A 20769-nucleotide genomic window follows, 5' to 3' on the forward strand; every position below is an offset into this window, starting at 1 on the left:
CCCCTCCACCTGGCCGCCACCGCGCCCCCCCCGGCCCCCGCCCCCCGGGTGTTCTGTCCCTCCCCCCCCGGGGCCCGCGCCCGGGCATGCCGGCCGGTCCGACTTCCCGTGCAGCGGCCGTTCAGGCAGTCAGGTGGTCAGGCGTCGGGCTGCGCGGACGGCTCGTCGTTCGGGGCGGCCGTGCGGAAGGCGAGGACGGCGGTCACGCCCTCGGGGCGCAGCCCGTGCGTGCCGGGGCCGTGCAGCAGCGCGGCGTCGAAGCGGGTGAGCGCGGTGGCGTCGCCGGCCTTGGTGGTGACGGCCTCGGTAGCGACGGCCTCGGTGGTGACGGTCGCGGTGGTGACGGTCGCGGTGCCGGAGAGGCAGACCAGCAGGACGGCGGTGCCCGGCGCGACGTCCACGGTGCGGGGTGCGTCGGCGAGGGCGATGTCGGCGGTGGTGCGTCCGCGGCGGGTCATCACGTTGAAGTCGACCACCGGGCCGCCGAGCAGCCGGCAGTCGGTGGCGGCGTCGCCCGCGAAGGCGAACGGCCGGTAGGGGGCGTCGATCACGTGCTCGGCGCCGTCCACGGTGAGGGCCATGCCCGCGCCCTCGACCAGGGTGATCACCCGGTCGATGCCCGGGAAGGCCGAGAACGGCCCGGCCGAGTCGACGTCCGCGAGGCTGACCCGCCAGTCGAAGTCCGCCGGCCCGGCCCCCACCGGGAAGCCCGCCACCTCCCTGGTCACCCCGCCCCCGTTGAGCCACGCCGTCGCGGGGCGCTCGGCGGCCCGCAGTACCTTGATCCGTTCTGCCGTCATGGCGTGATCCTCGCACGGCGGGCGCCGGGCGGACCGGTCGGCGGCGGCGGATACGTGGGCGGATACGGCGGCGGATTCGGAGACGGATTCGGCGGCGAGGGCCGGGGGGCGAGGCGGCGCTAGGCGCCGTCAGCGCGCGCGGGCGGTGAGGGGGAGCACGGCGGCGACGGTGGCCGCGACGGCGACGGTGGTGAGGGCGAGCGGGAGGCTCGCCGCGTCGGCGAGGAAGCCGATGACCGGCGGGCCGACCAGCATGCCCGCGTAGCCGAGGGTGGACGCTAGGGCGACGCCCTGCGGGCCGCCGGTCGCACCGGCCTGGGCGATGGCGAGCGGGAAGATGTTGGCCAGGCCGAGGCCGACCAGGACGAGGCCCACGAGGGCGAGCGGCACCGCGGGCGCGAGCGCGGCGAGCAGCATCCCGGCCGCGGCGGTGAGGCCGCCGAGGAACATCACCCGGGTCTGGCCGAGCCTGATGGAGAGCCAGGTGCCGCCGACCCGGCCGGTCGTCATCGCGAAGGCGTACGCCGCGTACCCGGCGGCCGCGGCCCCGGCGCTCGCGTGCACGTCGTCGGTGAGGTGCAGGGTGGCCCAGTCGGCGATGGCGCCCTCGCCGTACGCGCAGCAGAGCGCGGTGAAGCCGAGCAGCAGCACCAGCAGCCGGGCCCGCGGCACGCCCGGGGCGGAGTCGGCGGAGGCCGGACGGGCGGGTGCGACCAGCGGCGCGGCCGGGCTGCGCAGCAGGACGGCGCCCGCCACCGCCGTGACGGCCAGTCCGAGCAGACCGGACAGGCCGAGCGCCCAGGCGGTGGTGAGGGTACCGGCGAGCAGGCCGCCGATGCCCGCGCCGAGCAGGCCGCCGAGGCTGTACCCGGCGTGGAAGCTGGGCATGACCGGGCGCCGCAGCGCGGCCACCAGGTCGACGGCGGCGCTGTTCATGGCGACGTTGGCCGCGCCGTACCCCGCGCCGAACAGCAGCAGGACGCCGCCGAGGGCCGCCACCGTGTGGGTGTGGGCGGGCAGCGGTACGGCCACGCCGAGCAGGGCGAGCGAGCCGACGGTGACCGGCCGCGAGCCGTACCGCAGGCAGAGCCGGCCGACCAGCGGCATGGTGGCGACGGCGCCGGCCGAGACGCAGAGCAGGGCGAGCCCGAGGGCGCTGTGCGAGGCGTTGACCTGGCTGCGGACGTCCGGGATGCGGACCACCCAGGCGGCGAAGAGGAAGCCGTCGACGGCGAAGAACGCGGTGAGTGCGAGCCGCGCGGCCCCCCAGGGGGTGTCGGGGGAGGGGGGTGTGCTGCGAGACTGGAGGGGCGACCGGTCGGATCGGGAGTGGGCGCGGATTTTGTTTAGAAGCGGCACAAAGTCACAATAGGCGGGTGCAGCTCACACCTTCAAGTCCGCAGCCCGGCCCCGCGGCCGATCCCGACGCGCAGCGCGACGCCCACCGCCGCGCGGCCCCCGACCGCGGCCGGACGCTGCTCGGCCCGGCGCTCTCCCTCATCCACACCGGTCAGGCCCCCACCCGCTCGGCGCTCACCCGCGCGCTGGACGTCACCCGGGCGACCGCCGGAGCCGTCACCGCCGAGCTGGAGGCACTCGGCCTGATCACCGTCGACTCCCGCCCGGCCGGCGGCGGCCGCGGCCGGCCGTCCCACCGGCTGGCCATCGACCCCGAGGGGCCGTTCGTCATCGCCGGGCAGATCCACGCCGACGGGCTGAGCGTCACCCTGGCCGGGCTCGGCGGACTGCTGGACCCGCCGGTCCACCTGCCGCTGCCCGCCGCCACCGACCCGGTCCGGATGCTGCGCGCCGTGGCCCAGGCCGGGGCCGAACTCGCCCGGGCCACCACCCGCCGCTGCCTCGGCGCCGCGCTCGCGCTGCCCAACCCGGTCACCGAACCGGACGGCACCGCGCTCGCCGCACTGCACTTCGCCTGGCCCAGCGGCACCCCGGTCGCGGACCTGTACGACGTCGAGGTGGGCCGCGCCGACCACGGGCCGCGCGCACTCGACCCGCTGCCCAGCTCCGTCGCCAACGACGCCAACCTCGGCGCGCTCGCCGAGTACCGGCACGGCGCCGGGCGCGGGGCCCGCCACCTGCTGCTGGTCACCTCCGGACACCGCGGCGTCGGTGGCGCGCTGGTGATCGACGGCCGACTGCACACCGGGAGCGCCGGGCTCGCCCTGGAGGTCGGCCATCTGACCGTCGACCCGCAGGGCCGCCCCTGCCAGTGCGGCAACCGGGGCTGCCTCAACTCCGAGACCGACCCGGACGCGCTGTTCGCCGCCGCCGGACTCACCCCCGCGCCGGACCGCCCGCTGCTCGACCAGGCCCGCGAGCTGTGCCGCTCCGCCGCGACCGACCCGCGGGCCCGGGAGGCCGTCGGGCACGTCATCGACCGGCTCGGCCTCGGGCTGGCCGGCGTGGCCAACATCCTCAACCCCGACCGGGTGGTGCTCAGCGGCCTCCACCTCGACCTGCTGGAGGCGGCACCCGAGCGGCTGCGCGCGGTGGTCGCGGAGCGCTGCCTGTGGGGGCGCAGCGGACGGGTGCCGATCGTCGGCGCGGAGCTCGCGCACAGCGCGCTGGCGGGTGCGGCCGAACTCGCCTGGCGGCCGTACCTGGCGGACCCGCAGTCGGTGCTGCCGGGATAAGCGGAAGCTGGGGCTACGAAAACGGTCACTTATCGCGACTCTCGTACACTCATTGTGAGCAACCAGGGGCCGCAGTGGGGGGCCGCAACGAGGAGATTCGCCATGACCAGCACCGAGCCGACCGTCGACGTGGACCGCTCCGACGCGGCCTACCGCGCCTGGCTCAAGGAGGCGGTGCGCAAGGTCCACGCGGACGCCAACCGCTCCGCCGACACCCACCTGCTGCGCTTCCCGCTGCCCGCGGAGTGGGGCATCGACCTCTACCTCAAGGACGAGTCGACCCACCCGACCGGCAGCCTCAAGCACCGCCTGGCCCGCTCGCTGTTCCTCTACGGGCTCTGCAACGGCTGGATCCGCCCCGACAAGCCGGTGATCGAGGCGTCCAGCGGCTCCACCGCCGTCTCCGAGGCCTACTTCGCCCAGCTCATCGGCGTGCCGTTCATCGCCGTGATGGCCAAGTCCACCAGCCAGGCCAAGATCGACCTGATCGAGTTCCACGGCGGCGAGTGTCACCTGGTCGAGCGCTCCGACGAGGTGTACGAGGCCTCCGCCCGGCTCGCCGAGGAGACCGGCGGCCACTACATGGACCAGTTCACCTACGCCGAGCGGGCCACCGACTGGCGCGGCAACAACAACATCGCCGAGTCGGTCTTCGCCCAGCTGCGCCTGGAGCCGCACCCCGAGCCGGCCTGGATCGTGGCCACCGCGGGGACGGGCGGCACCTCGGCGACCATCGCCCGCTACGTGCACTACATGCAGTACGACACCCGGATCTGCGTCGCCGACCCCGAGAACTCGTGCTTCTTCGAGGGCTGGGTCAACCACGACCCGGGCGCGACCTGCGGGAGCGGGTCGCGGATCGAGGGGATCGGCCGGCCCCGGATGGAGCCGAGCTTCGTGCCGGGGGCGGTGGACCGGATGATGAAGGTGCCGGACGCCGCCTCGATCGCCGCCGTCCGGGTGCTGGAGCAGGTGCTGGGCAAGAAGGCGGGGGCCTCCACCGGGACGGGGCTGTGGAGCGCGCTGCGGATCGTCGCCCAGATGCGGGCGGCGGGGGAGCGCGGCAGCGTGGTCACCCTGATCTGCGACCCAGGTGACCGCTACCTCGACAAGTACTACTCGGACGACTGGCTGGCCGGCGAGCGGATCGACATCGCGCCCTACCAGGACCGGCTGGAGTCCTTCCTGACCGGGGGCACCTGGACGGGCTGACCCGGTCCGGGGCCGCCGGTGCACCCGGGGCGGCCGGGGCCGGCGTACCCGGGCCCCGGCGGCCGGCCGGTCAGGTCGGTCCGACCGGTCAGGCCGGCGGAGGTCGGGGTCCGCCGCCCACCGGTCGCCGCCCGAAGTGGGCCGGGCCGCCCGGGGGTTACGGCGTCCGGGCGCCCGGGAGGTCGGCGGGGACGAGGAGTTGGAGCTCCTCCGTGGACGGGTCGGCCAGGTGGGCGACCCGCATCGCGTGGCGTTCGACCATGGTCTCGAAGACCTGCCGGGCGGTGCGCCCGTTGCCGAAGTTGGGGCCGCGCTCCAGGGTGGCGAAGTGGTCGAGCAGAGCACCCTCGGTGGCCTCGGCGAGCGCGTACTCGTGCTCGGCGCACTGCGAGCGGGCGATCTCCAGCAGTTCGTCCGCCGTGTAGTCGGGGAAGGTGACGGTCCGTGAGAACCGGGAGGAGACGCCGGGGTTGGCTGAGAGGAAGCGCTCCATCTCGGCGGTGTAGCCGGCCACGATGACGACCACCTCGTCCCGGTGGTCCTCCATCAGCTTGACCAGGGTGTCGATCGCCTCCCGGCCGAAGTCGCGGGCGCCGTCCTCGGGGGCGAGCGCGTACGCCTCGTCGATGAAGAGCACCCCGCCGCGGGCCCGGTCGAAGGCGGCGGCGGTGCGGATCGCGGTGGAGCCGATGTGCTCGCCGACCAGGTCGACCCGGGCCACCTCGACCAGGTGGCCGCGCTGCAGGACCCCGAGCGAGGCCAGGATCTCGCCGTAGAGCCGGGCCACCGTGGTCTTCCCGGTGCCGGGGGCGCCGGTGAAGACCAGGTGGCGGCGGAGCGACGGCGCCTTGAGCCCCGCCTGGCGGCGGCGCCGGCCGACCGAGATCAGGTCGATCAGGGTGCGCACCTCCTGCTTGACCGTGGCCAGGCCGACCAGCGAGTCCAGTTCCGCCAGCGCCTCGTCGGCGGGCCGGCAGTCGGGGATCGGGCCGATCGCGGCCGGCGCCGTCAGCGGGGCCGCGGTGGTCGCGGTCAGCCGGGCGGCCCGGGGGGCGGGCACCTCGGCGGCGGCGGGCGGTGCGACGTCGTCCGAGGTGCACGCCTCGACCACCGGGCCGGGCTCGGAGAACTCGAAACCCGCCCGCTCGTTCTGCTCGGCCCGGCAGCGGGTCAGCACGGTGCGGCAGCCGTCGATGATGTGGAAGCCGAAGCCCTTGCCGTGCGAGACCCGGCAGTCCTCGAAGGTGCCGCGGCCCTGCGCGGAGACGTACACACCGGCGTCCGAGCTGGCCCGGACGTGGCAGTCGCGCAGGACCGGGTCGGCGCCCTTGGTGACGATCACGCCGGTGGCGACGTCGGAGATCTCGCAGTCGGTGAGCAGCCCGCCGCTGCCGTGGTCGCGGAACCAGAGCCCGGTGCCGGCCTCCTGGACCCGGCAGCCGGTCAGCGTCACCCCGGCGCCGCCGCTGACCGAGACCGCCGAGCTGCGGATCCGGCTGAACGAGCAGCCCTCGGCGGTGGCGGCGGAGTCGCGGTCCAGGACGAACAGCGCGTCGGGCAGGTCGTGCAGCGAGCAGTCGGTGAGGGTGAGCCGGGCGCCGTCGCTGACCCACAGGGCCGGGTACTCGCCGGTGGAGCCGTGGATCTCGCTGGACTCCGCGGTGGCCTCGGTGCCCTGGTCCCAGACCGACAGCGCGCCGCGCCCGAAGTCCCGGACGGTGCTGTTCACCAGGGTCAGCCGGGCCCGCCCGCGCAGGTCGGCGCCGTTCTCCGGCAGGTCGTGCACCCGGCAGCCGGTCAGCGTCAGCTCGGCCTCGCCGTCCAGGGTGATGCCGTTGCCGGTGACCCGGTGGATCTCGCAGTCGACCAGCCGGCCGCCGGCCTGCGCCTCGGCCTGCACGCCGCTGCCGCGGATCTCGTAGATCTCGCAGCCGGTCAGTTCGGCGGCGCTGCCCGGGTCGCTGAGCAGCACCCCGGCGCCGCCGGCGTGGTGTACCCGGCAGCGGTCCAGTGCGGCGGTGGCACCGCCGAGGACGGCCAGCCCGGCCTGCCCGGCGGCGGCCACCTCGCAGTCCTCGAAGGCGGCCGCGGTGTCCTCGCCGCGCAGCCGCAGGCCGAGGCCAGCCGGGTTGGAGACCACGCAGCCGCGCAGGGTCGGCCGGGCGCCGCCGGTGACCTCCACGCCGGTGGCCGAGCGGGTCTCCACCCGGCAGCCGGCGAGTGCGGGCGTGGCGTCCGGGCCGGTGATCAGGACGGCGGGGACGGAGCTGTCGCTGCCCTCGATCACCAGGTCGCGGACGGTGGCGGCGGCGGTGACGGTCAGCGGCACCCCGGCCGGCGGGTCGATCCGGACCGTGCCGGGGCCCTCGGCGGAGACGAGGGTGACCGGCTTGTCGAGCACCAGGTTCTCCCGGAAGGTGCCCGGCCGGACGCTCACGGTGTCGCCCGGTTCGGCGGCCGCCAGGGCCTCCGTGAGCGTGTCGTACTCGCCGGCGCGACGACGCCAGCGGGATGCGCTGTCCTGGGTGACCCGGACCCTGTGCTCAGCCATGACGGTCTGTCGTCCCCACCTTCATCGAGCCTTCATCGAACCGGCGGTGAACGGGCCGGCGATCAACGGGCCGTACGCGCGGGGACGCACGGGGCCGTCCGCACACCGTAGCGCGCCTGCGCCGATGGTCCGGCCGCCCGCTGCCGCACGGGCCCCGGGGACGCGACCGGTTGGACACATGTTTCAACGAACGCGCACAGTTCGGGTTCCGCGGCCGGTGGACCCGCCCGCCCCGAGGGGCGGGCGCGGTGGCGGCGCCGTGGCAGCGCGGTGGCGGCGCACGGGCTCAGACCAGGGCGTTCTCCGGCCACTGCGCGCCGTCCTCCAGCACCTCGACCGGATCGCCGAGCCGCAGCGTGCCGAGGACGTCGCCCTCGGTGCCGGCCGGGCGCTCGGGGATCAGGTTCTGCCCGAACGACGCCTTCTTCAGCAGCTTGTGGTGCCGGGCCAGGGCACGCAGCGGCTCGGGGCCGCGCCGCTCGCCGCTCTCCTGGTCGGTGGTGGTGATCACGCACCGGCCGCAGGGCTTGACCACCCTGAAGGTCAGCTCGCCGATCCGGATCCGGCGCCAGCCGTCCTCGGCCCACGGCTCGGTGCCGTCGACCACGACGTTGGGGCGGAAGCGGTCCATCGGGAGGATCTCGTGGCCCTCGGGGTGGTCGGCCGAGATCAGGGTGTTGAGCGCGTCCAGCGAGGCGGTGGTGGTGAGCAGCAGGGGGAAGCCGTCGGCCATCGAGACGGTGTCGCCGGGCCGGGAGAACTCCGGGTCGACGGGCCGGGCACGCGGGTCGTCCAGGTGGACCAGGCGGTACTCGCCGAGGTGCTCGGCGATCCACTCGTGGGCCTCCTTGACCGCCTCGGCGGCGCGGAAGCGGGTGCCCCAGACCTCGACCTCGGCGACCGGGTCGCCGGCCGCGGCGGCGGGGGCGGGGATCTCGATCCGGGAGCCGCCGGGGGCGGTGAGGATGAGGGTGCCGTCGGTGGAGAGCTCGGTGCGGATCCGGCCGAGGGCGGCGTTCTCGCGCTGGCTGACGAAGCGTCCGGTGGCGTCGGCGAGCATCCAGCGGCGGTCACCGGCCAGGCCCCACGGCTGGACCCGGGCGCTGGCGGGGCTCAGTCGGTACATCGACTTGACGGGGTGGACGTGGAGTCCGGTGAGCTGCATTCCCCCATCCTGCCAGGCGGGTGGAGGCACTGTGCGGCCTTGGTACGCGCACGGACCGCCCGGGCGCGGTGAGGCGTCCGGGCGGTCCGTGGATGACCCGTTTCTCCGTACGCCCGACGCGCGGTGGCGCGCCGGGTGGTGCTCAGGTGGTGCGGGTACTACGGGCCGGTCGGAGCCGGCCCCGAGGTGTCAGTAGCCCTGCCCCTGCTGCTGGTAGCCGCCCTGCTGGAACTGGCCGTCGCCGTACGGGCCCGGGCGCTGCGGCTGCATCGGGCGGACCGGGGCGACCGGCGAGACGGCCGGGCGCAGCTGGGCGCCGCCGAAGCCCTGGTCGCCGCCGTGGCCCTGGAGGCCGGGGCCGCCGGGGTTCGGTGCGCCGAAGGACTGCTGGCCGCCGAAGCTCTGCGGGCCGCCCTGGGGCTGCCCGGTGAAGCTCTGCTGCCCGCCGAAGCTCTGGCCGCCGAGCGGCTGGGCGCCGAAGGTCTGCTGCCCGCCCTGGCCGGCGCCGACGAAGGTGTTCTGGCCGCCGAAGCTCTGGCCGCCGGAGGGCTGGTAGCCGCCGGTGGTGGCCTGCGAGAACCCGGGGGCGGGGGCCTGCGGGCGCTGTCCGGGCAGGTACGGCTGGGGGCCGCCGTAACCGGGGACGGACGGCTGGGGCGCCGAGGCGTACGCCGGCGCGGGCTGCGCGGGGACGTACGCCGTGGCGGGGCCGGAGGAGGGGGCGCTGCTCGGCCCGGGGCCGAGTGCGAGGCGGGCGGGCGGCAGCGCGGGGAGGTTGCTGCCGGCGCTCTCGTACCCGTTGCCGTACCGGTTCTCGTAGGACGGGCCGAGGCCTGATCCGTAACCGGAGGACAGCGCCGGCGGCAGGGCCGCAGGCACGTTGATGGGCGCGATCTGGGGGACTCCGCGCTCTGCGACGAGGCTGTCGTAGATGGGCGTGCCGGAGGAGAAGGACGGAGAGGGGTAGCCGACTCCGTCGTAGGAGCGGGGCGAGGTCATGGGGCATACGGTAAGCCCACAATGCGCCTGCTGAGGAGAGTGGGAGGGCGAGCAGTTCGAGTGTTTACACAGTCTTCGCCCGCACAAAGGTTTCGAAAGTAGTAAGAACAGACATTTCGGCATCGAGTTCCGGCCAGCCTGATTCGGCCGTGCGCGCTCGAACGCCGCCCGGACGCGGGCCGGGAAGGCCGGTGGGGTGACTGCCCGGTGGAGCCTTCGTGGCCGTCCGAAGAAACTTCTGCGGCCAGGGCGTGCGCTGGCGCATTCGAGCCCCCGTCGTCCGTGCGGCGGGGGCTCGTGAATGTTTGGGGAATAAATTTCCCGTGAGCCGGTGAGTGGCCGGTCGACGCCCTTGTGTGCTGGTCAGCGGGCTGCCGGGCGGACCACTCGCCGGGCTGGTCGCTCGCCTGGCGGGGCGCTCAGCGGCCGGGTCGCCCACCTGCCCCGCTGCCCCGCCGGGGTCGACGGCTCACCGGGGTCGACGGCTCAGCGGGTCGGCAGGGCCTGTGCCGGGAATCCGGGGTGGCCGGCCACCTCGGAGGTGCAGAAGGAGCAGCGCACCGCCGCCACCGGGATCGGGCTCAGGCACTCCGGGCAGTCCGCCTTGGCCACCGGCGCCGGCTGGGCGCCGTCCAGCCGGGCCTGCAGCTTGCCGACCGGCACCACCACGATGAAGTAGATCACCGCGGCGACCAGGACGAAGCTGATCAGGGCGTTGACGAACACGCCGTAGGGGAACCGGGTGCCGGCGACCGCGAAGGTCTTCTGGGTGAAGTCGCCGACCGCGCCGGTCGCCACCCCGATGAGCGGGGTGAGGAAGGCGGTGACGAACCCGGTGACCACGGCGGTGAAGGCCGCGCCGATCACGATGCCGACCGCCAGGTCCACCACGTTGCCGCGCAGCAGGAAGCTGCGGAATCCCTTGAACACCGGGTGACTCCAAATCCGTACGGGGACAGGTGAGATGGGACCGCGGGCCCCGGCCGGACATCCTGCCGACCGGACACACCCGCGGTCCAACCGGGTTCACCCGATCCGCGTAACGGGACCGGTCCGGCTCAGGCGGAGCGCAGGCGCTCCGCGTACGGCTGGATCCGGGCCACCGCCGCACCGATCCGGCGCACCGTGGCCGACCGGACGCCGGCCGGGGCCGAGTCCGGTCAGACCGGGCGCAGTCGCAGCGAGCGCTCGTAGAACTCGACCATCTGTACCGATACTTGGTGCAGGGTGAACGAGGTCAGGAACCGGGCCCGGGCCGACTTCGCCCGCACCCGGGCCGCCGCCCGGTCGTCCAGGGTGTCGACCAGTGCCGCCGCCAGCTCGGCGGGCCGCTCCGGCGGCACCAGCCGGGCGTAGTCCTCCGAGCCGACCGTCTCCCGCAGGGCCGGGACGTCCGCGCAGACCAGCGGCACACCGACGCCCATCGCCTCCATCGCCGCACTGCCCAGCCCCTCCCAGCGGGACGGCACGGCGAACGCGTCGGCGGCGGCCATCAGGTCGAAGACGTCGCCGCGCGGCCCGAGGAACCGCACCCGGCCGGCCGCCCCGGCGAGCGCCTCCAGCCGGGCCGTCTCACCGCCCTCGCTGCCCGCCAGCAGCAGCACCGCCTCCGGCTCGGCCCGGAGCACCGCGGGCCAGGCCTCCAACAGGACGTCCAGGCCCTTCTGGTACTGCTGCCGCGCCGCCGCCAGCACCACCGGCGCGTCCTGCGGCAGGCCGAGCGCCGTCCGGACGGCGGCCCGCCGGTCCGGGGTGACGGTGCCCAGCAGCTCGGGGTCGCGCCCGCGCGGCACCACGTCGATCCGGTCCGGGGACACCCGCAGCCGGCGGGCCATCGCCCGGGCCACGTGCCTGGTCAGCGCGTGGAAGCGGCGGGTGCCCTGGGCGGTCGCCGCGTCCACCGCCTGCGCGGCGCGGACCTTCCACGGGCTGAGCCCGCGCGCGTTCCGGTGCTCGGGACCGTACGAGGAGTTGACCAGGCTGGACACCACCGGCGTCCGGGCCGACAGGGCGGCCGCCCGGCCGAGCACGTCCGACTCGTAGAGGGTGGTGTGGACGAGCTCCGGACGGCGCTCGCGGATCAGCCGGTGCAGCGCGGCGGCCGTCCGCCCCCGGGTGGCCCGGCCGACGCCGAACACGTCGACGCCCGCCGCGGTCAGCTCCGGCTGCAACCCGCCGGGCGACTCCCCGAGGTAGGCGACGTCCAGTTTCAGGCCTGCCCGCACCAGTTGGGGGGCCATCGCGACCAGCCCCTGCTCGGCCCCGCCGACCCGGCCGACGCTGTCGATCACGTAGAGCACATGCACCGGCCAACCCCCGCCCTCATGGGCGCGGCCGGTCTCCCATGCCGGCCGGCGCCCTGACTGCCGATCAGCATCGCAGGTGGCGGGTGCGGCCCGCCAGGGATTAGGTCCTGTCCGGCAAGATCGGCCGGACAGGGCCTGGGCGACCCCGGCCGCCGGGGGCGCGGGGCAGGCGGGGGCGGTCGAGAGCGGCCGAGGGTGCGAAGCAGGGCGCACGAGCACCCGTACCGGCGTACGACCGCACGAAAACGGCGCCCGCCGGGGCAGTCGCGCCGGTGTACGGGCCACCACCGACCGGCGCGAAGGGGCTGTACCGCGCCGGGGCCTGTGCCAAGGTCGTTCCCATGCCCGACGCTACGTCGGCCAAGACGGCCGGAACCCGCCCCCGCATCCTGCACGTGATCACCGACCCGCGCCGCCGCGGCGCCCAGAACCTCGCCCGGGACCTCCACCGGGAGCTGCGCCGCCGGGGCCAGGCCTCCGCCCTGCGCGCCCTCGCCCCGCACCCCGACGCCCACCCCGACGCGCCCGACACCCTCGCCACCACCGTGCTCGGCCCCCGCCGGCTCCACCCCGCCACCCTGCTGGCCCTGCGCTCCGCCGCCCGCACCGCCGACCTCGTCCTCGCCCACGGCGCCGGCACCCTGCCCGCCTGCGCCCTCGCCCTGGCCGGCACCCGCACCCCGTTCGCCTACGTCTCCATCGGCGACCCCCGGCACTGGACCGCGAGCCCCGTCCGCCGCCTGCGCACCGGCACTCTGCTGCACCGCGCGGCCGCCGTCACAGCCCTCGCCGACGAGGCCCGCGCCGTCCTCCTGGAGTCCTTCCGGCTGCCCGCCGCCAAGGTCCGCACCATCCCCAACGCCCGGGCCGCCGACCGCTACCCGCCCGCCGCCGACGGGGCCGAGCGCCGCGCCGCCCGGCAGGCACTCGGCCTGCCCGTCGACGCGCTGCTGGTCGCCTGGGTCGGCGCGATCGCCCCGGAGAAGCGGCTCGACCTGGCGCTCGACACCCTCGACCGACTGCCCGACGTCCGACTCGCGGTGGCCGGCGACGGCCCGCAGCGGGCCGCCCTCGAACAGCACCCGGCCGCCGCCCGCACCCACTTCCTCGGCACCCTCACCGATCCGGCCCCGCTCTACCGGGCCGCCGACGCGCTGCTGCTCACCAGCGACAGCGAGGGCGTGCCCGGCGTCCTGATCGAGGCCGCTCTGGCCGGGGTGCCCGCCGTCGCGACCGACGTCGGCTGGGTCTCGACGGTCGTCCGCGACGGTGCCACGGGCGCGCTGGTCGCTCCCGGCGACCCGCTCGCCCTCGCCGAGGCGCTCGCCAAGGTGCTGGCCGGCGACCGCGCCGGGTACGGGGCCGCGGCCCGTGAGCACGCGCTGGCGCACTTCGAGCTCGGCGTGGTGGCGGACGCCTGGCAGCGGCTGTTCGCGGAGGTGGCGCGCTGATCCCGAGGGCGCTGATCAGGGGGACGGTGATCCGAGGGCGCTGATCCAGGTGCGCTGACGGGGGCCTCCGGCAGGGCGCCGGGTCGGGCTGCAACGGGTCGGGCCGGACCGCGGCGTGCCGTGCCGGTCGGGCTGCGCCGAACGGGCGAATCCCGGCCCGGCAGCACCGGCCGAACCTGCCGGTAACGAAACGTCACCGCCACACTTCGCGGTGTGAAATCACTACTGAGGTCCACCGTTCTGCTCGCCGTCGCCACCGGGATCGCCGCATCCCCCGTCCAGGCCGGCGCCGTCACCCAGGAGCCGCCCCGCGAGGGCTCCCAGTACGCCCGGCTCGACCACCCCCAGCCGGTGCGCGAGAGCGCCCGCACCGAGGCGATCGAGTTCTTCTGGTACGACTGCGGCCACTCCCAGAAGCTGGAGAAGCCGCTCCAGGCCTGGACCGAGAAGCACCGCGCCGACGTCAACCTGCGCCGGGTGCCGGCGGTCTGGCAGGGCAGCCCCGAGGAAACCGCGCAGCGCGGCCACGCGCGCCTGTACTACACGCTGGAGCGCCTCGGCCTGGTCGAGCGGCTGCAGGTCAACGCCTTCCGCGCCGTCCACGACAGCGAACTGGACGTCATCACCGAGGACTCCGCCGCCAACTGGGCGGTCAGCCAGGGCGTCGACGCGCAGCAGTTCCGGACGGCCTACCGCTCCACCGAGGTCCGGCAGGCCGTCGACGAGGCCGCCGCGCTGTTCGTCCGCTACGAGATCAACGAGCTGCCGACCGTCGTCGTCCAGGGCGAGTACCGCACCTCGCCGACCAGGGCCGGGGGCGTCGAGGCCATGCCCGAGGTCCTCGACCAGCTCGTCCAGCAGGAGCAGTCCCAGCGCCGGCACTGACCTGGCACTGGTCCGGTACTGACCGGTACCCATCCGGCGCCGGGCCGCCACTGACCGGTCACCGACCGGTCACCGACCGGGCCGGGTCCGGCCTGGCCACCTTCACCGAACCGACCCCCACAACCACACTCCGTGCCAGAGCGGACGCCGGGCCGAACCGCTGCGGCGCGCAGCCGTGCGAGTGCTCGACTGCGCTGAACTGCCGTGGCGGCGGGCCCACTTCTCGATTCCGGCGGCGCCGGGGAGAGCAGGGGTCCGTGGGTGGCCGCCGCCCGAGTCTGGCCAACAAGCTCAGCCCGCTCAACAAGGTGGAGTGCCCGCGGGAGGCCTTCCCGCCGGCGACCATGCTGGTCGCCGCCGTGGACATGTTGATCGGCACCGCCGTCCTCGGCGGGCTCGTCCTGGTGTTCTGGTTCGGACTTCTCCTAACGGCAACTGGAGACATTTAACGTTATCCGTGGTTGGATGTGCGGTATGACAGAGCTGACGATCCCGCACATCCGGCACCGCTACACCGACGTCGACGGGCTGCGGATCTTCTACCGGGAGACCGGCCCGGCCGATGCGCCCGTCCTCCTGCTGCTGCACGGATTCCCGTCCGCCTCGCACCAGTTCCGGCGGCTCTTCGACATACTCGGCACCCGCTACCGCCTGATCGCCCCCGACTACCCCGGCTTCGGCCACAGCGACAGCCCGGCGCCGGCGGACTTCCGCTACCGCTTCGACACGCTGGCGGACGTGATCGAGGGCTTCTGCCTGGCCCTCGGCCTCGACCGGTTCGCCCTGTATGTCTTCGACTTCGGCGCCCCCGTCGGCCTGCGGCTGGCCACCCGGCGGCCGGAGTGGATCACCGGTCTGGTGGTCCAGAACGGCAACGCCTACGAGGACGGACTCTCCGACCTCGCGCGGGAGTTCATCGCCAACCAGCACGGCGTCGAGGGTGCGGCCGAGCGGGCCCGCGGCATCCTCACCCTGGAGGTCACCCGCAGCCAGTACGAGGGCGGCACCGGGGACCCCGAACTCGTCGCCCCCGACGGCTGGACGCTCGACCAGCACTTCCTTGACCTGCCCGGCCGCAAGGACATCCAGGTCGAACTCGCCCTGGACTACCACGCCAACCTGGAGCTCTACCCCGTCTGGCAGGAGTGGCTGCGCACCCACCGGCCGCCCACGCTGATCGTCTGGGGGCGCAACGACGCGTTCTTCACCGAACCCGGTGCCCGCGCCTTCCTGCGCGACCTGCCGGACGCCGAACTGCACGTCCTCGACACCGGGCACTTCGCGCTGGAGGAGAAGCTGCCGGAGATCGCGCCGCTGATCGACGACTTCCTGGCCCGCACCCAGAAGCCGTAGCCGCCCGGGCCGGTGGCCGGTCGGTACCGGTCGTCAGTCGGTACCGGACGCCGGTCGGTACGGGTCCTCAGTCGGTGCCGGCCGTCAATTGGTGCGGCGCAGCAGGAGGGTGACGAAGCCGAGCGTGCCCCGGTAGCCGTGCAGCCACTCGGTGCGGTGGAGGTCGGCGGCCGTGCGGGCGGCCGCCGCGTCCGGGTGCTCCGGGTGGTCCAGCGCCCACGCGGCGAGCGAACCCGTCCAGGCGAACTCGTAGTCGTCCCACTCCTGGAGGCTGCTGACATAGCCGTACACCGGCATCCAGCCGGCCTCGATCACCCGGTCGGTGGTGGTCGCGAGATCCGCGAAATCCTCCCGGGCGGCGCCCAGCCCGTCCAGCGCGGCCCGGGACGGCTCACGCTCCCAGAAGCCCTCGCCGACCATGACCAGCCCGCCGGGTGCCAGGTGCTGCCGGGCCGCCTCCAGGGTCGGCAGCAGGCCGCCGAAGGCGTGCGTCGCGCCGACGTTCAGCACCAGGTCGAAGGGCTCGGTCGCCTTGAACTCCCGGGCGTCCGCGTGGTGCAGGCCGATCCGCCGCTCGACCCCGAGGGTCTGCGCGGTCTCCCGGGCCCGGGTCAGCGCCGCCACGTCCAGATCCACCCCGACGGCCTGCCAGTCCGGGTGTGTGGCCAGCAGCCGGACCAGCCAGGCGCCTTCACCGCAGCCGAGGTCCAGCGCCCGGCCGGCCCCGCTGTCGGCGGTCGCCCGGTCGAGCAGCCGGGCCACCGACTCGTCGGTGATCGGCGCGGCGATCGGGTGGTGGGCATGAGCGAGCCGGGAGATCGTTTGACGGTCCATTCGAACAGTCTGGACCAGCCGGGCTCAGTATGTGCGCCCTTTCCAGGCGGCCCCACGACCGCGCCAGTGCTGGACCGCCGAATCCACCGTCATCGCCAGGTAGAGCGAGGCCGTGAACGGCAGCAGCAGCGCGCCGGGGGCGGGCAACCGGTAGTAGCGGAGCATCGGCACGAAGGTGCCCGCCATCAGCGCCCAGGCCGCGCCGCCGGCCGCCGCCACCGCCCAGTCGCCGATGGCCAGCCCCACCACCGTGGCCGCAGGCGGCACCAGGTACACCAGCACCAGGCCGAGGACCGTCCCGGCCAGCAGCAGCGGCGAGTGCCTGAGCTGCGCGTACGCGCTGCGCGACACCATCCGCCACAACTGGGCCAGGCGCGGGTACGGGCGGACGCTGTCCACCTGCTCCGCCAGCCCCAGCCAGATCCGGCCGCCGGCCGACTTCACCGCGCGCGCCAGCGAGACGTCGTCGATCACCGCCCCCCGGATCGCCGCCACCCCGCCCGCCCGTTCCAGCGCCTCGCGCCGCACCAGCGAGCAGCCGCCCGCCGCCGCGGCCGTCCGGCTGCCCGGCCGGTTGCTCCGGCGGAACGGGTACAGCTGGGCGAAGAAGTAGACGAAGGCCGGCACGATCAGCCGCTCCCAGCCGCTCTCGGTCCGCAGCCGGGCCATCTGCGAGACCAGGTCGAGGCCGGCGGTCTCGGCCGCCGCGACCAGCTCGGCGAGGGAGTCCGGGCCGTGCGCGATGTCGGCGTCGGTGAGCAGCAGGTACTCGGGGTCCGGGCCGGCCAGCTCCACGCCGTGCCGCAGCGCCCACAGCTTGCCCGTCCAGCCGGGCGGCAGCGGGGGAGGGGTGGTGACGGTCAGCTCCAGGCCCCCGGGGGAGGCCAGTGCGGCGGCGAGCGCTCCGGTACCGTCGCCGCTGTGGTCGTCCACCAGGATCACCCGCGCCCGCCCCGGGTACTTCTGCGCCAGCAGGGCGGGCAGGCTGACCGGCAGCACCTCGGCCTCGTCGCGGGCCGGCACCACGATCGCGACCTGCGGCCACCGGCCCGGCGCCCGACGCGCCGGGAGACGGACGTCGGTGCGCCAGAAGAGGCCGTGGCAGCACGCCAGCCAGAGCCAGACCAGCAGGGAGAGCAGGGCGATCCACAGCAGGACGGTCACCTGGGCAGTCTGCCGCACCAGGGGTCCGGAGCGGGGTATCGACTAAAGTCTTGCCCTGTGAAGATCGCACTGATGGACTCCGGAATCGGCCTGCTGGCCGCCGCTGCCGCGCTTCGGAAGCTGCGCCCGGACGCCGACCTGGTGCTCTCTTCCGACCCCGCCTCGATGCCGTGGGGGCCGCGCACGCCGGAGGAGGTCACGGCGCTGGCGCTCGGCTGTGTCCGGGCCGCCGCCGCCCTGGAGCCGGACGTGCTGGTGGTCGCCTGCAACACCGCCTCCGTCCAGGCGCTGGCTGCGCTGCGGGCCGAGCTGGAGCCGGGAGTGCCGGTCATCGGCACGGTGCCGGCCATCAAGCCGGCCGCCGCCCTGGGCGGGCCGGTGGCCATCTGGGCTACCCCTTCGACCACCGGCAGCGCGTACCAGCGCGGGCTGATCCGTGACTTCGGCGGGTCCGCCGGCGTCACCGAGGTCGCCTGCCCGGGGCTCGCGGACGCGGTCGAGCACGGCGACGCCGCCGCCATCGACCAGGCCATCGCCTACGCCGCGGCCCGCACGCCCGCCGGGACGGCGGCGATCGTGCTCGGCTGCACCCACTACGAACTGGTGGCCGACCGCATCCGGGCCGCCGTCGCCCCGCTGGCCGCGCCGGGGTTCACGCTGCACGGCTCCGCGGACGCGGTCGCCGCCCAGGCCCTGCGCAGGGTCACCGGCCCCGACCGGTTGGGCGGGGGCACGGTGACCGTGCTGCACGCCGGGCGGCCGGCGGCCCTTCCGCCGGCGGCCACCGGCTACGCGGAGGGCCGCGCCCTGCTCGGCGCGGCCCCGGCTCCGGCCTCTGCCCCGGCTTCGGCGGGCTGATCTGCCGGGCTTACCGGCGGGCTGATTTTCGGGCTGGCCCCGGTTGGGGGAGTGCCGTCGTTCTGGCCGGTGGGGTCAGGCGGTGGCGTGTGCGGCGGTGGCGTGTTCGACGGTGTCGCTGCCGTCGGTGGGCCTGTCCTCGGTTGCCTTGTCGTCGGTTGCCTTGTCGTCGGTCGCCTTGTCGGCTGTGGGGTCGTCGGCTGTGGGGCTGGCGGCCGTGAGGTGCTCGACGGTGGGGGCCACCGTGCCGAAGAGATCGGCGATGGTGGTCAGGCTCGCCGTCTGGAGGGCGGCGGCGGGGACGAGGGTGCCGTCGGGTGCCGTCAGGGAACGGGTGGCGGTCGCCTCGGCGACGACGGTCGGCCGGTAGCCGAGGTAGAAGGCGCCCTGGGCGGTGAAGGTGATGCACATGTGGGTCATGAACCCGGCCAGCACCAGGTCCGGTCCGGCTCCCAGGTCGCGCAGGGTCTGCTCCAGCTCGGTGCCGTGGAAAGCGTTGGGGACCTGCTTGACCACGACCGGCTCGCCCTCGATCGGCGCCACCTCGGGGCTGATGGCGCCGATCTCGGTGCGGATGTCGTAGGGGGTGCCCTCGCCGCCGTCGTTGAGGACGTGGACGACCCGCGTACCGGCCGCGCGGGCGGCGGCCAGCAGACGGGCCCCGGCGGCCAGGGCGGCCTCGGCACCGTCGAGGGCCATGACGCCGGTGCGGTAGGTGTTCTGGAAGTCGATCATGACCAGGGTGGTCTCGCCGAGGCGGGGCAGGGTGTTGTCGAGGCCGATGATGTCGCGCAGGGTGGCGGAGGCGCTCATGGACAGAGGGTTCCTTTCGGATCGGAAACAGGCATGGCGAGGCCGCGGGCGCGGGTTCTCGCAGGTCGGAAGACGGTCCGGACGTCGGTAAGCCAGTAAGTCGATATGTCTGGACGCCGGTAGGTCGGTAGGTCGGTAGGTCGGCCGGTCAGGAGGCCGGGTAGGTCAGGAGGCCGTGCGGAAGCGCCGGCGGTAGGCGGCCGGGGTGGTGCTGATCTGCTTGCGGAAGGCTCGGTGCAGGGTCTCCACCGAGCCCATGCCGACGGTTACCGCGATCCGGTCCAGTGGCTGGTCGGTGGTCTCCAGCAGGCGACGGGCCGCCTCGACCCGGGCGGCCTCCACGTAGGAGGCCGGGCTGGTGCCGGTCTCCTGGCGGAAGACCCGGGCGAAATGGCGCTCGCTCAGGCACATGCGCTCGGCCAGCGCGGGCGCCGACAGGTCATCGTCGAGGTGCTCGGTGATGAACACGCGCAACTCGTCGATGTCCCTGCGGGCCGGGGCGGGCCGGCTCAGCGGCACGCTGAACTGGCTCTGGCCACCCTGTCGCCTGAGGTACATCACCAGCTGCCGCGCCACGGCCAGTGCCAGCTCCTCACCGTGGTCCTCGGCCACCAGGGCGAGTGCCAGATCCATGCAGGTGCTGATGCCCGCGCCGGTCCACACCCGGCCGGAGCGGACGAAGATCGGGTCGGCGTCGACCCGCACCTCCGGGTGCTCGGCCGCGAGCTGCGCCGCGGTCGACCAGTGGGTGGTCGCCCGCCGTCCGTCCAGCAACCCGGCCGCGGCGAGGAGGTGCGCGCCCACGCACACCGACGCGATCCGCCGTGCGTGCGGTGCCGTCGCCCTGACCCACTCGACCACCGTGTCGTCGACCCGGGCGACCGGACCGTCCGGGCGCAGGTCCACCGCGCCGGGCACCAGCAGCGTGTCCACTGCGGCGCCCACCTCGGCGAAGGACAGGTCCGCCATCAGGCGCACACCGGCCGATGTGACGACCAGACCGCCTTCGGGCCCCGCCAGGCGGACCTCGTAGGCCGCCCGGCCGCCGGCCTCCCGGTTGGCCAGCGCGAAGACCTCGGCCGGGCCGGTGACGTCGAGCAGGTCGACATCCGGGAAGACCGCGATCACGACGCGGTGGGGGGTGGGCATGCACCCATCGTCTCGGCAACGCCTGATGACTGCAATGACGGCAATCTGTCACATTCGGACATGGGGTGTTGGCGTGGGGAATATGTAGACCGGTCTATGGGTTCGGCTGCCTGCGTGCCTGCGTGCCTGCGTGCCTGCGTGCCTGCGTGCCTGCGTGCCTGCGTGCCTGCGTGCCTGCGTGCCTGCGTGCCTGCGTGCCTGCGGCCTGGGCGGCTGTCTGGGTGCGTGCCTGCCCGTGTTGGTGGGGCTGGCCGGGTTGCGGAACGCCGTGGCGCAGGAAGTCGGACCGGCCGACTTCCTGCGCGATCGTGCGGCGGATCGACTATGTAGACCGGTCTAGTGATTTTTCTCGTGAAGCCGCTCTAGGGAGTGGCCGCTGCGCAGGAAGTCGGACAGGTCGACTTCCCGTGCGCGGCCGCCAAGGGCAAATATGTAGACCGGTCTACTGAGTTATGGCCCGGTGCGAGTGAGGCTGGTGCGGGTCGCGGGGTCGCGGGGTCGCGGGGTCGCGGGGTCGCGGGGTCGCGGGGTCGCGGGGTCGCGGGGTCGCGGGGTCGCGGGGTCGCGGGGTCGCG

At 74.7% G+C, this 20769-nt stretch carries 17 protein-coding genes and 1 pseudogene; 7 read left to right on the forward strand and 11 right to left on the reverse strand.

What is annotated here, in order from left to right; all coding sequences use genetic code 11:
- Nucleotides 1–137: 137 nt before the first annotated feature.
- Nucleotides 138–800 (reverse strand): HutD family protein, encoded by a 663-nt coding sequence (locus tag ACFVVX_RS32720; RefSeq protein WP_387950989.1) that lies wholly within the window; start codon nucleotides 798–800, stop codon nucleotides 138–140.
- A 129-nt stretch (nucleotides 801–929) separates the two neighbouring features.
- Nucleotides 930–2159: an MFS transporter gene (locus tag ACFVVX_RS32725; protein ID WP_387950991.1), complete on the reverse strand. Its 1230-nt coding sequence runs from the start codon at nucleotides 2157–2159 to the stop codon at nucleotides 930–932.
- 116 nt (nucleotides 2160–2275) lie between these two features.
- Here ACFVVX_RS32725 and ACFVVX_RS32730 point away from each other — a divergent pair, with 116 nt between their 5' ends.
- On the forward strand, nucleotides 2276–3454 hold the full coding sequence (locus ACFVVX_RS32730; RefSeq protein WP_387951095.1) for an ROK family protein: 1179 nt from the start codon (nucleotides 2276–2278) through the stop codon (nucleotides 3452–3454).
- 102 nt (nucleotides 3455–3556) lie between these two features.
- The gene (locus tag ACFVVX_RS32735; RefSeq protein WP_387950993.1) at nucleotides 3557–4666 is read left to right on the forward strand and encodes a PLP-dependent cysteine synthase family protein; all 1110 of its coding nucleotides are present in this window, start codon (nucleotides 3557–3559) and stop codon (nucleotides 4664–4666) included.
- Between the two features lie 157 nt (nucleotides 4667–4823).
- On the opposite strand, the gene ACFVVX_RS32740 is transcribed toward ACFVVX_RS32735, so the two are convergent.
- The 5 genes from ACFVVX_RS32740 to ACFVVX_RS32760 form a co-directional block, all read right to left on the reverse strand.
- A complete protein-coding gene (locus tag ACFVVX_RS32740; protein WP_387950994.1) occupies nucleotides 4824–7217 on the reverse strand; it encodes a right-handed parallel beta-helix repeat-containing protein in 2394 nt (797 codons plus the stop codon).
- A gap of 286 nt (nucleotides 7218–7503) precedes the next feature.
- On the reverse strand, nucleotides 7504–8382 hold the full coding sequence (locus tag ACFVVX_RS32745) for an MOSC domain-containing protein (RefSeq protein ID WP_387950996.1): 879 nt from the start codon (nucleotides 8380–8382) through the stop codon (nucleotides 7504–7506).
- Between the two features lie 189 nt (nucleotides 8383–8571).
- Entirely contained in the window at nucleotides 8572–9381 is an 810-nt protein-coding gene (locus ACFVVX_RS32750) for a DUF6643 family protein (RefSeq protein ID WP_387950997.1), read from the reverse strand.
- A 486-nt stretch (nucleotides 9382–9867) separates the two neighbouring features.
- On the reverse strand, nucleotides 9868–10311 hold the full coding sequence (mscL, locus tag ACFVVX_RS32755; RefSeq protein WP_387950999.1) for a large conductance mechanosensitive channel protein MscL: 444 nt from the start codon (nucleotides 10309–10311) through the stop codon (nucleotides 9868–9870).
- Nucleotides 10312–10541: 230 nt separating this feature from the next.
- Nucleotides 10542–11687 carry a glycosyltransferase family 4 protein gene (locus ACFVVX_RS32760; protein WP_387951000.1) on the reverse strand — a complete coding sequence of 382 codons (1146 nt, stop codon included), beginning with the start codon at nucleotides 11685–11687 and terminating at the stop codon, nucleotides 10542–10544.
- 341 nt (nucleotides 11688–12028) lie between these two features.
- Here ACFVVX_RS32760 and ACFVVX_RS32765 point away from each other — a divergent pair, with 341 nt between their 5' ends.
- The 4 genes from ACFVVX_RS32765 (at nucleotide 12029) to ACFVVX_RS32780 (ending at nucleotide 15376) form a co-directional block, all read left to right on the forward strand.
- Nucleotides 12029–13138 carry a glycosyltransferase family 4 protein gene (locus ACFVVX_RS32765; protein WP_387951002.1) on the forward strand — a complete coding sequence of 370 codons (1110 nt, stop codon included), beginning with the start codon at nucleotides 12029–12031 and terminating at the stop codon, nucleotides 13136–13138.
- A gap of 213 nt (nucleotides 13139–13351) precedes the next feature.
- Nucleotides 13352–14023 (forward strand): thiol:disulfide interchange protein DsbA/DsbL, encoded by a 672-nt coding sequence (locus ACFVVX_RS32770; protein WP_387951004.1) that lies wholly within the window; start codon nucleotides 13352–13354, stop codon nucleotides 14021–14023.
- A gap of 257 nt (nucleotides 14024–14280) precedes the next feature.
- The gene (locus tag ACFVVX_RS32775) at nucleotides 14281–14472 is read left to right on the forward strand and encodes a hypothetical protein (protein WP_387951006.1); all 192 of its coding nucleotides are present in this window, start codon (nucleotides 14281–14283) and stop codon (nucleotides 14470–14472) included.
- A 25-nt stretch (nucleotides 14473–14497) separates the two neighbouring features.
- Entirely contained in the window at nucleotides 14498–15376 is an 879-nt protein-coding gene (locus tag ACFVVX_RS32780) for an alpha/beta fold hydrolase (protein WP_387951008.1), read from the forward strand.
- A gap of 84 nt (nucleotides 15377–15460) precedes the next feature.
- Here the strand turns inward: ACFVVX_RS32780 and ACFVVX_RS32785 are convergent, their stop codons facing one another.
- Nucleotides 15461–16210 carry an SAM-dependent methyltransferase gene (locus tag ACFVVX_RS32785; protein WP_387951010.1) on the reverse strand — a complete coding sequence of 250 codons (750 nt, stop codon included), beginning with the start codon at nucleotides 16208–16210 and terminating at the stop codon, nucleotides 15461–15463.
- Nucleotides 16211–16234: 24 nt separating this feature from the next.
- The gene (locus tag ACFVVX_RS32790; RefSeq protein ID WP_387951011.1) at nucleotides 16235–17374 is read right to left on the reverse strand and encodes a glycosyltransferase; all 1140 of its coding nucleotides are present in this window, start codon (nucleotides 17372–17374) and stop codon (nucleotides 16235–16237) included.
- Between the two features lie 57 nt (nucleotides 17375–17431).
- On the opposite strand from ACFVVX_RS32790, the gene ACFVVX_RS32795 reads away from it, so the two are divergent.
- The gene (locus tag ACFVVX_RS32795; RefSeq protein WP_387951013.1) at nucleotides 17432–18232 is read left to right on the forward strand and encodes a glutamate racemase; all 801 of its coding nucleotides are present in this window, start codon (nucleotides 17432–17434) and stop codon (nucleotides 18230–18232) included.
- 213 nt (nucleotides 18233–18445) lie between these two features.
- Here the strand turns inward: ACFVVX_RS32795 and ACFVVX_RS32800 are convergent.
- Together ACFVVX_RS32800 and ACFVVX_RS32805 are read right to left on the reverse strand one after the other, a co-directional pair.
- Nucleotides 18446–19045 (reverse strand): annotated as a pseudogene (locus ACFVVX_RS32800) (isochorismatase family protein); the annotation flags it as partial.
- Nucleotides 19046–19210: 165 nt separating this feature from the next.
- Nucleotides 19211–20194 (reverse strand): GlxA family transcriptional regulator, encoded by a 984-nt coding sequence (locus ACFVVX_RS32805; protein ID WP_387951015.1) that lies wholly within the window; start codon nucleotides 20192–20194, stop codon nucleotides 19211–19213.
- Between the last annotated feature and the right edge of the window lie 575 nt (nucleotides 20195–20769).

It is taken from the genome of Kitasatospora sp. NPDC058170 (genome assembly GCF_042883905.1).
GTDB lineage: Bacteria > Actinomycetota > Actinomycetes > Streptomycetales > Streptomycetaceae > Kitasatospora.

What these genes read in the sequence shown, in the direction of transcription:
- ACFVVX_RS32720 (WP_387950989.1), bottom strand. Translation starts at nt 800, where the DNA reads ATGACGGCAGAACGGATCAAGGTACTGCGGGCCGCCGAGCGCCCCGCG.
- ACFVVX_RS32735 (WP_387950993.1), top strand. Translation starts at nt 3,557, where the DNA reads ATGACCAGCACCGAGCCGACCGTCGACGTGGACCGCTCCGACGCGGCC.
- ACFVVX_RS32740 (WP_387950994.1), bottom strand. Translation starts at nt 7,217, where the DNA reads ATGGCTGAGCACAGGGTCCGGGTCACCCAGGACAGCGCATCCCGCTGG.
- ACFVVX_RS32745 (WP_387950996.1), bottom strand. Translation starts at nt 8,382, where the DNA reads ATGCAGCTCACCGGACTCCACGTCCACCCCGTCAAGTCGATGTACCGA.
- ACFVVX_RS32750 (WP_387950997.1), bottom strand. Translation starts at nt 9,381, where the DNA reads ATGACCTCGCCCCGCTCCTACGACGGAGTCGGCTACCCCTCTCCGTCC.
- ACFVVX_RS32765 (WP_387951002.1), top strand. Translation starts at nt 12,029, where the DNA reads ATGCCCGACGCTACGTCGGCCAAGACGGCCGGAACCCGCCCCCGCATC.
- ACFVVX_RS32780 (WP_387951008.1), top strand. Translation starts at nt 14,498, where the DNA reads ATGACAGAGCTGACGATCCCGCACATCCGGCACCGCTACACCGACGTC.
- ACFVVX_RS32785 (WP_387951010.1), bottom strand. Translation starts at nt 16,210, where the DNA reads ATGGACCGTCAAACGATCTCCCGGCTCGCTCATGCCCACCACCCGATC.
- ACFVVX_RS32805 (WP_387951015.1), bottom strand. Translation starts at nt 20,194, where the DNA reads ATGCCCACCCCCCACCGCGTCGTGATCGCGGTCTTCCCGGATGTCGAC.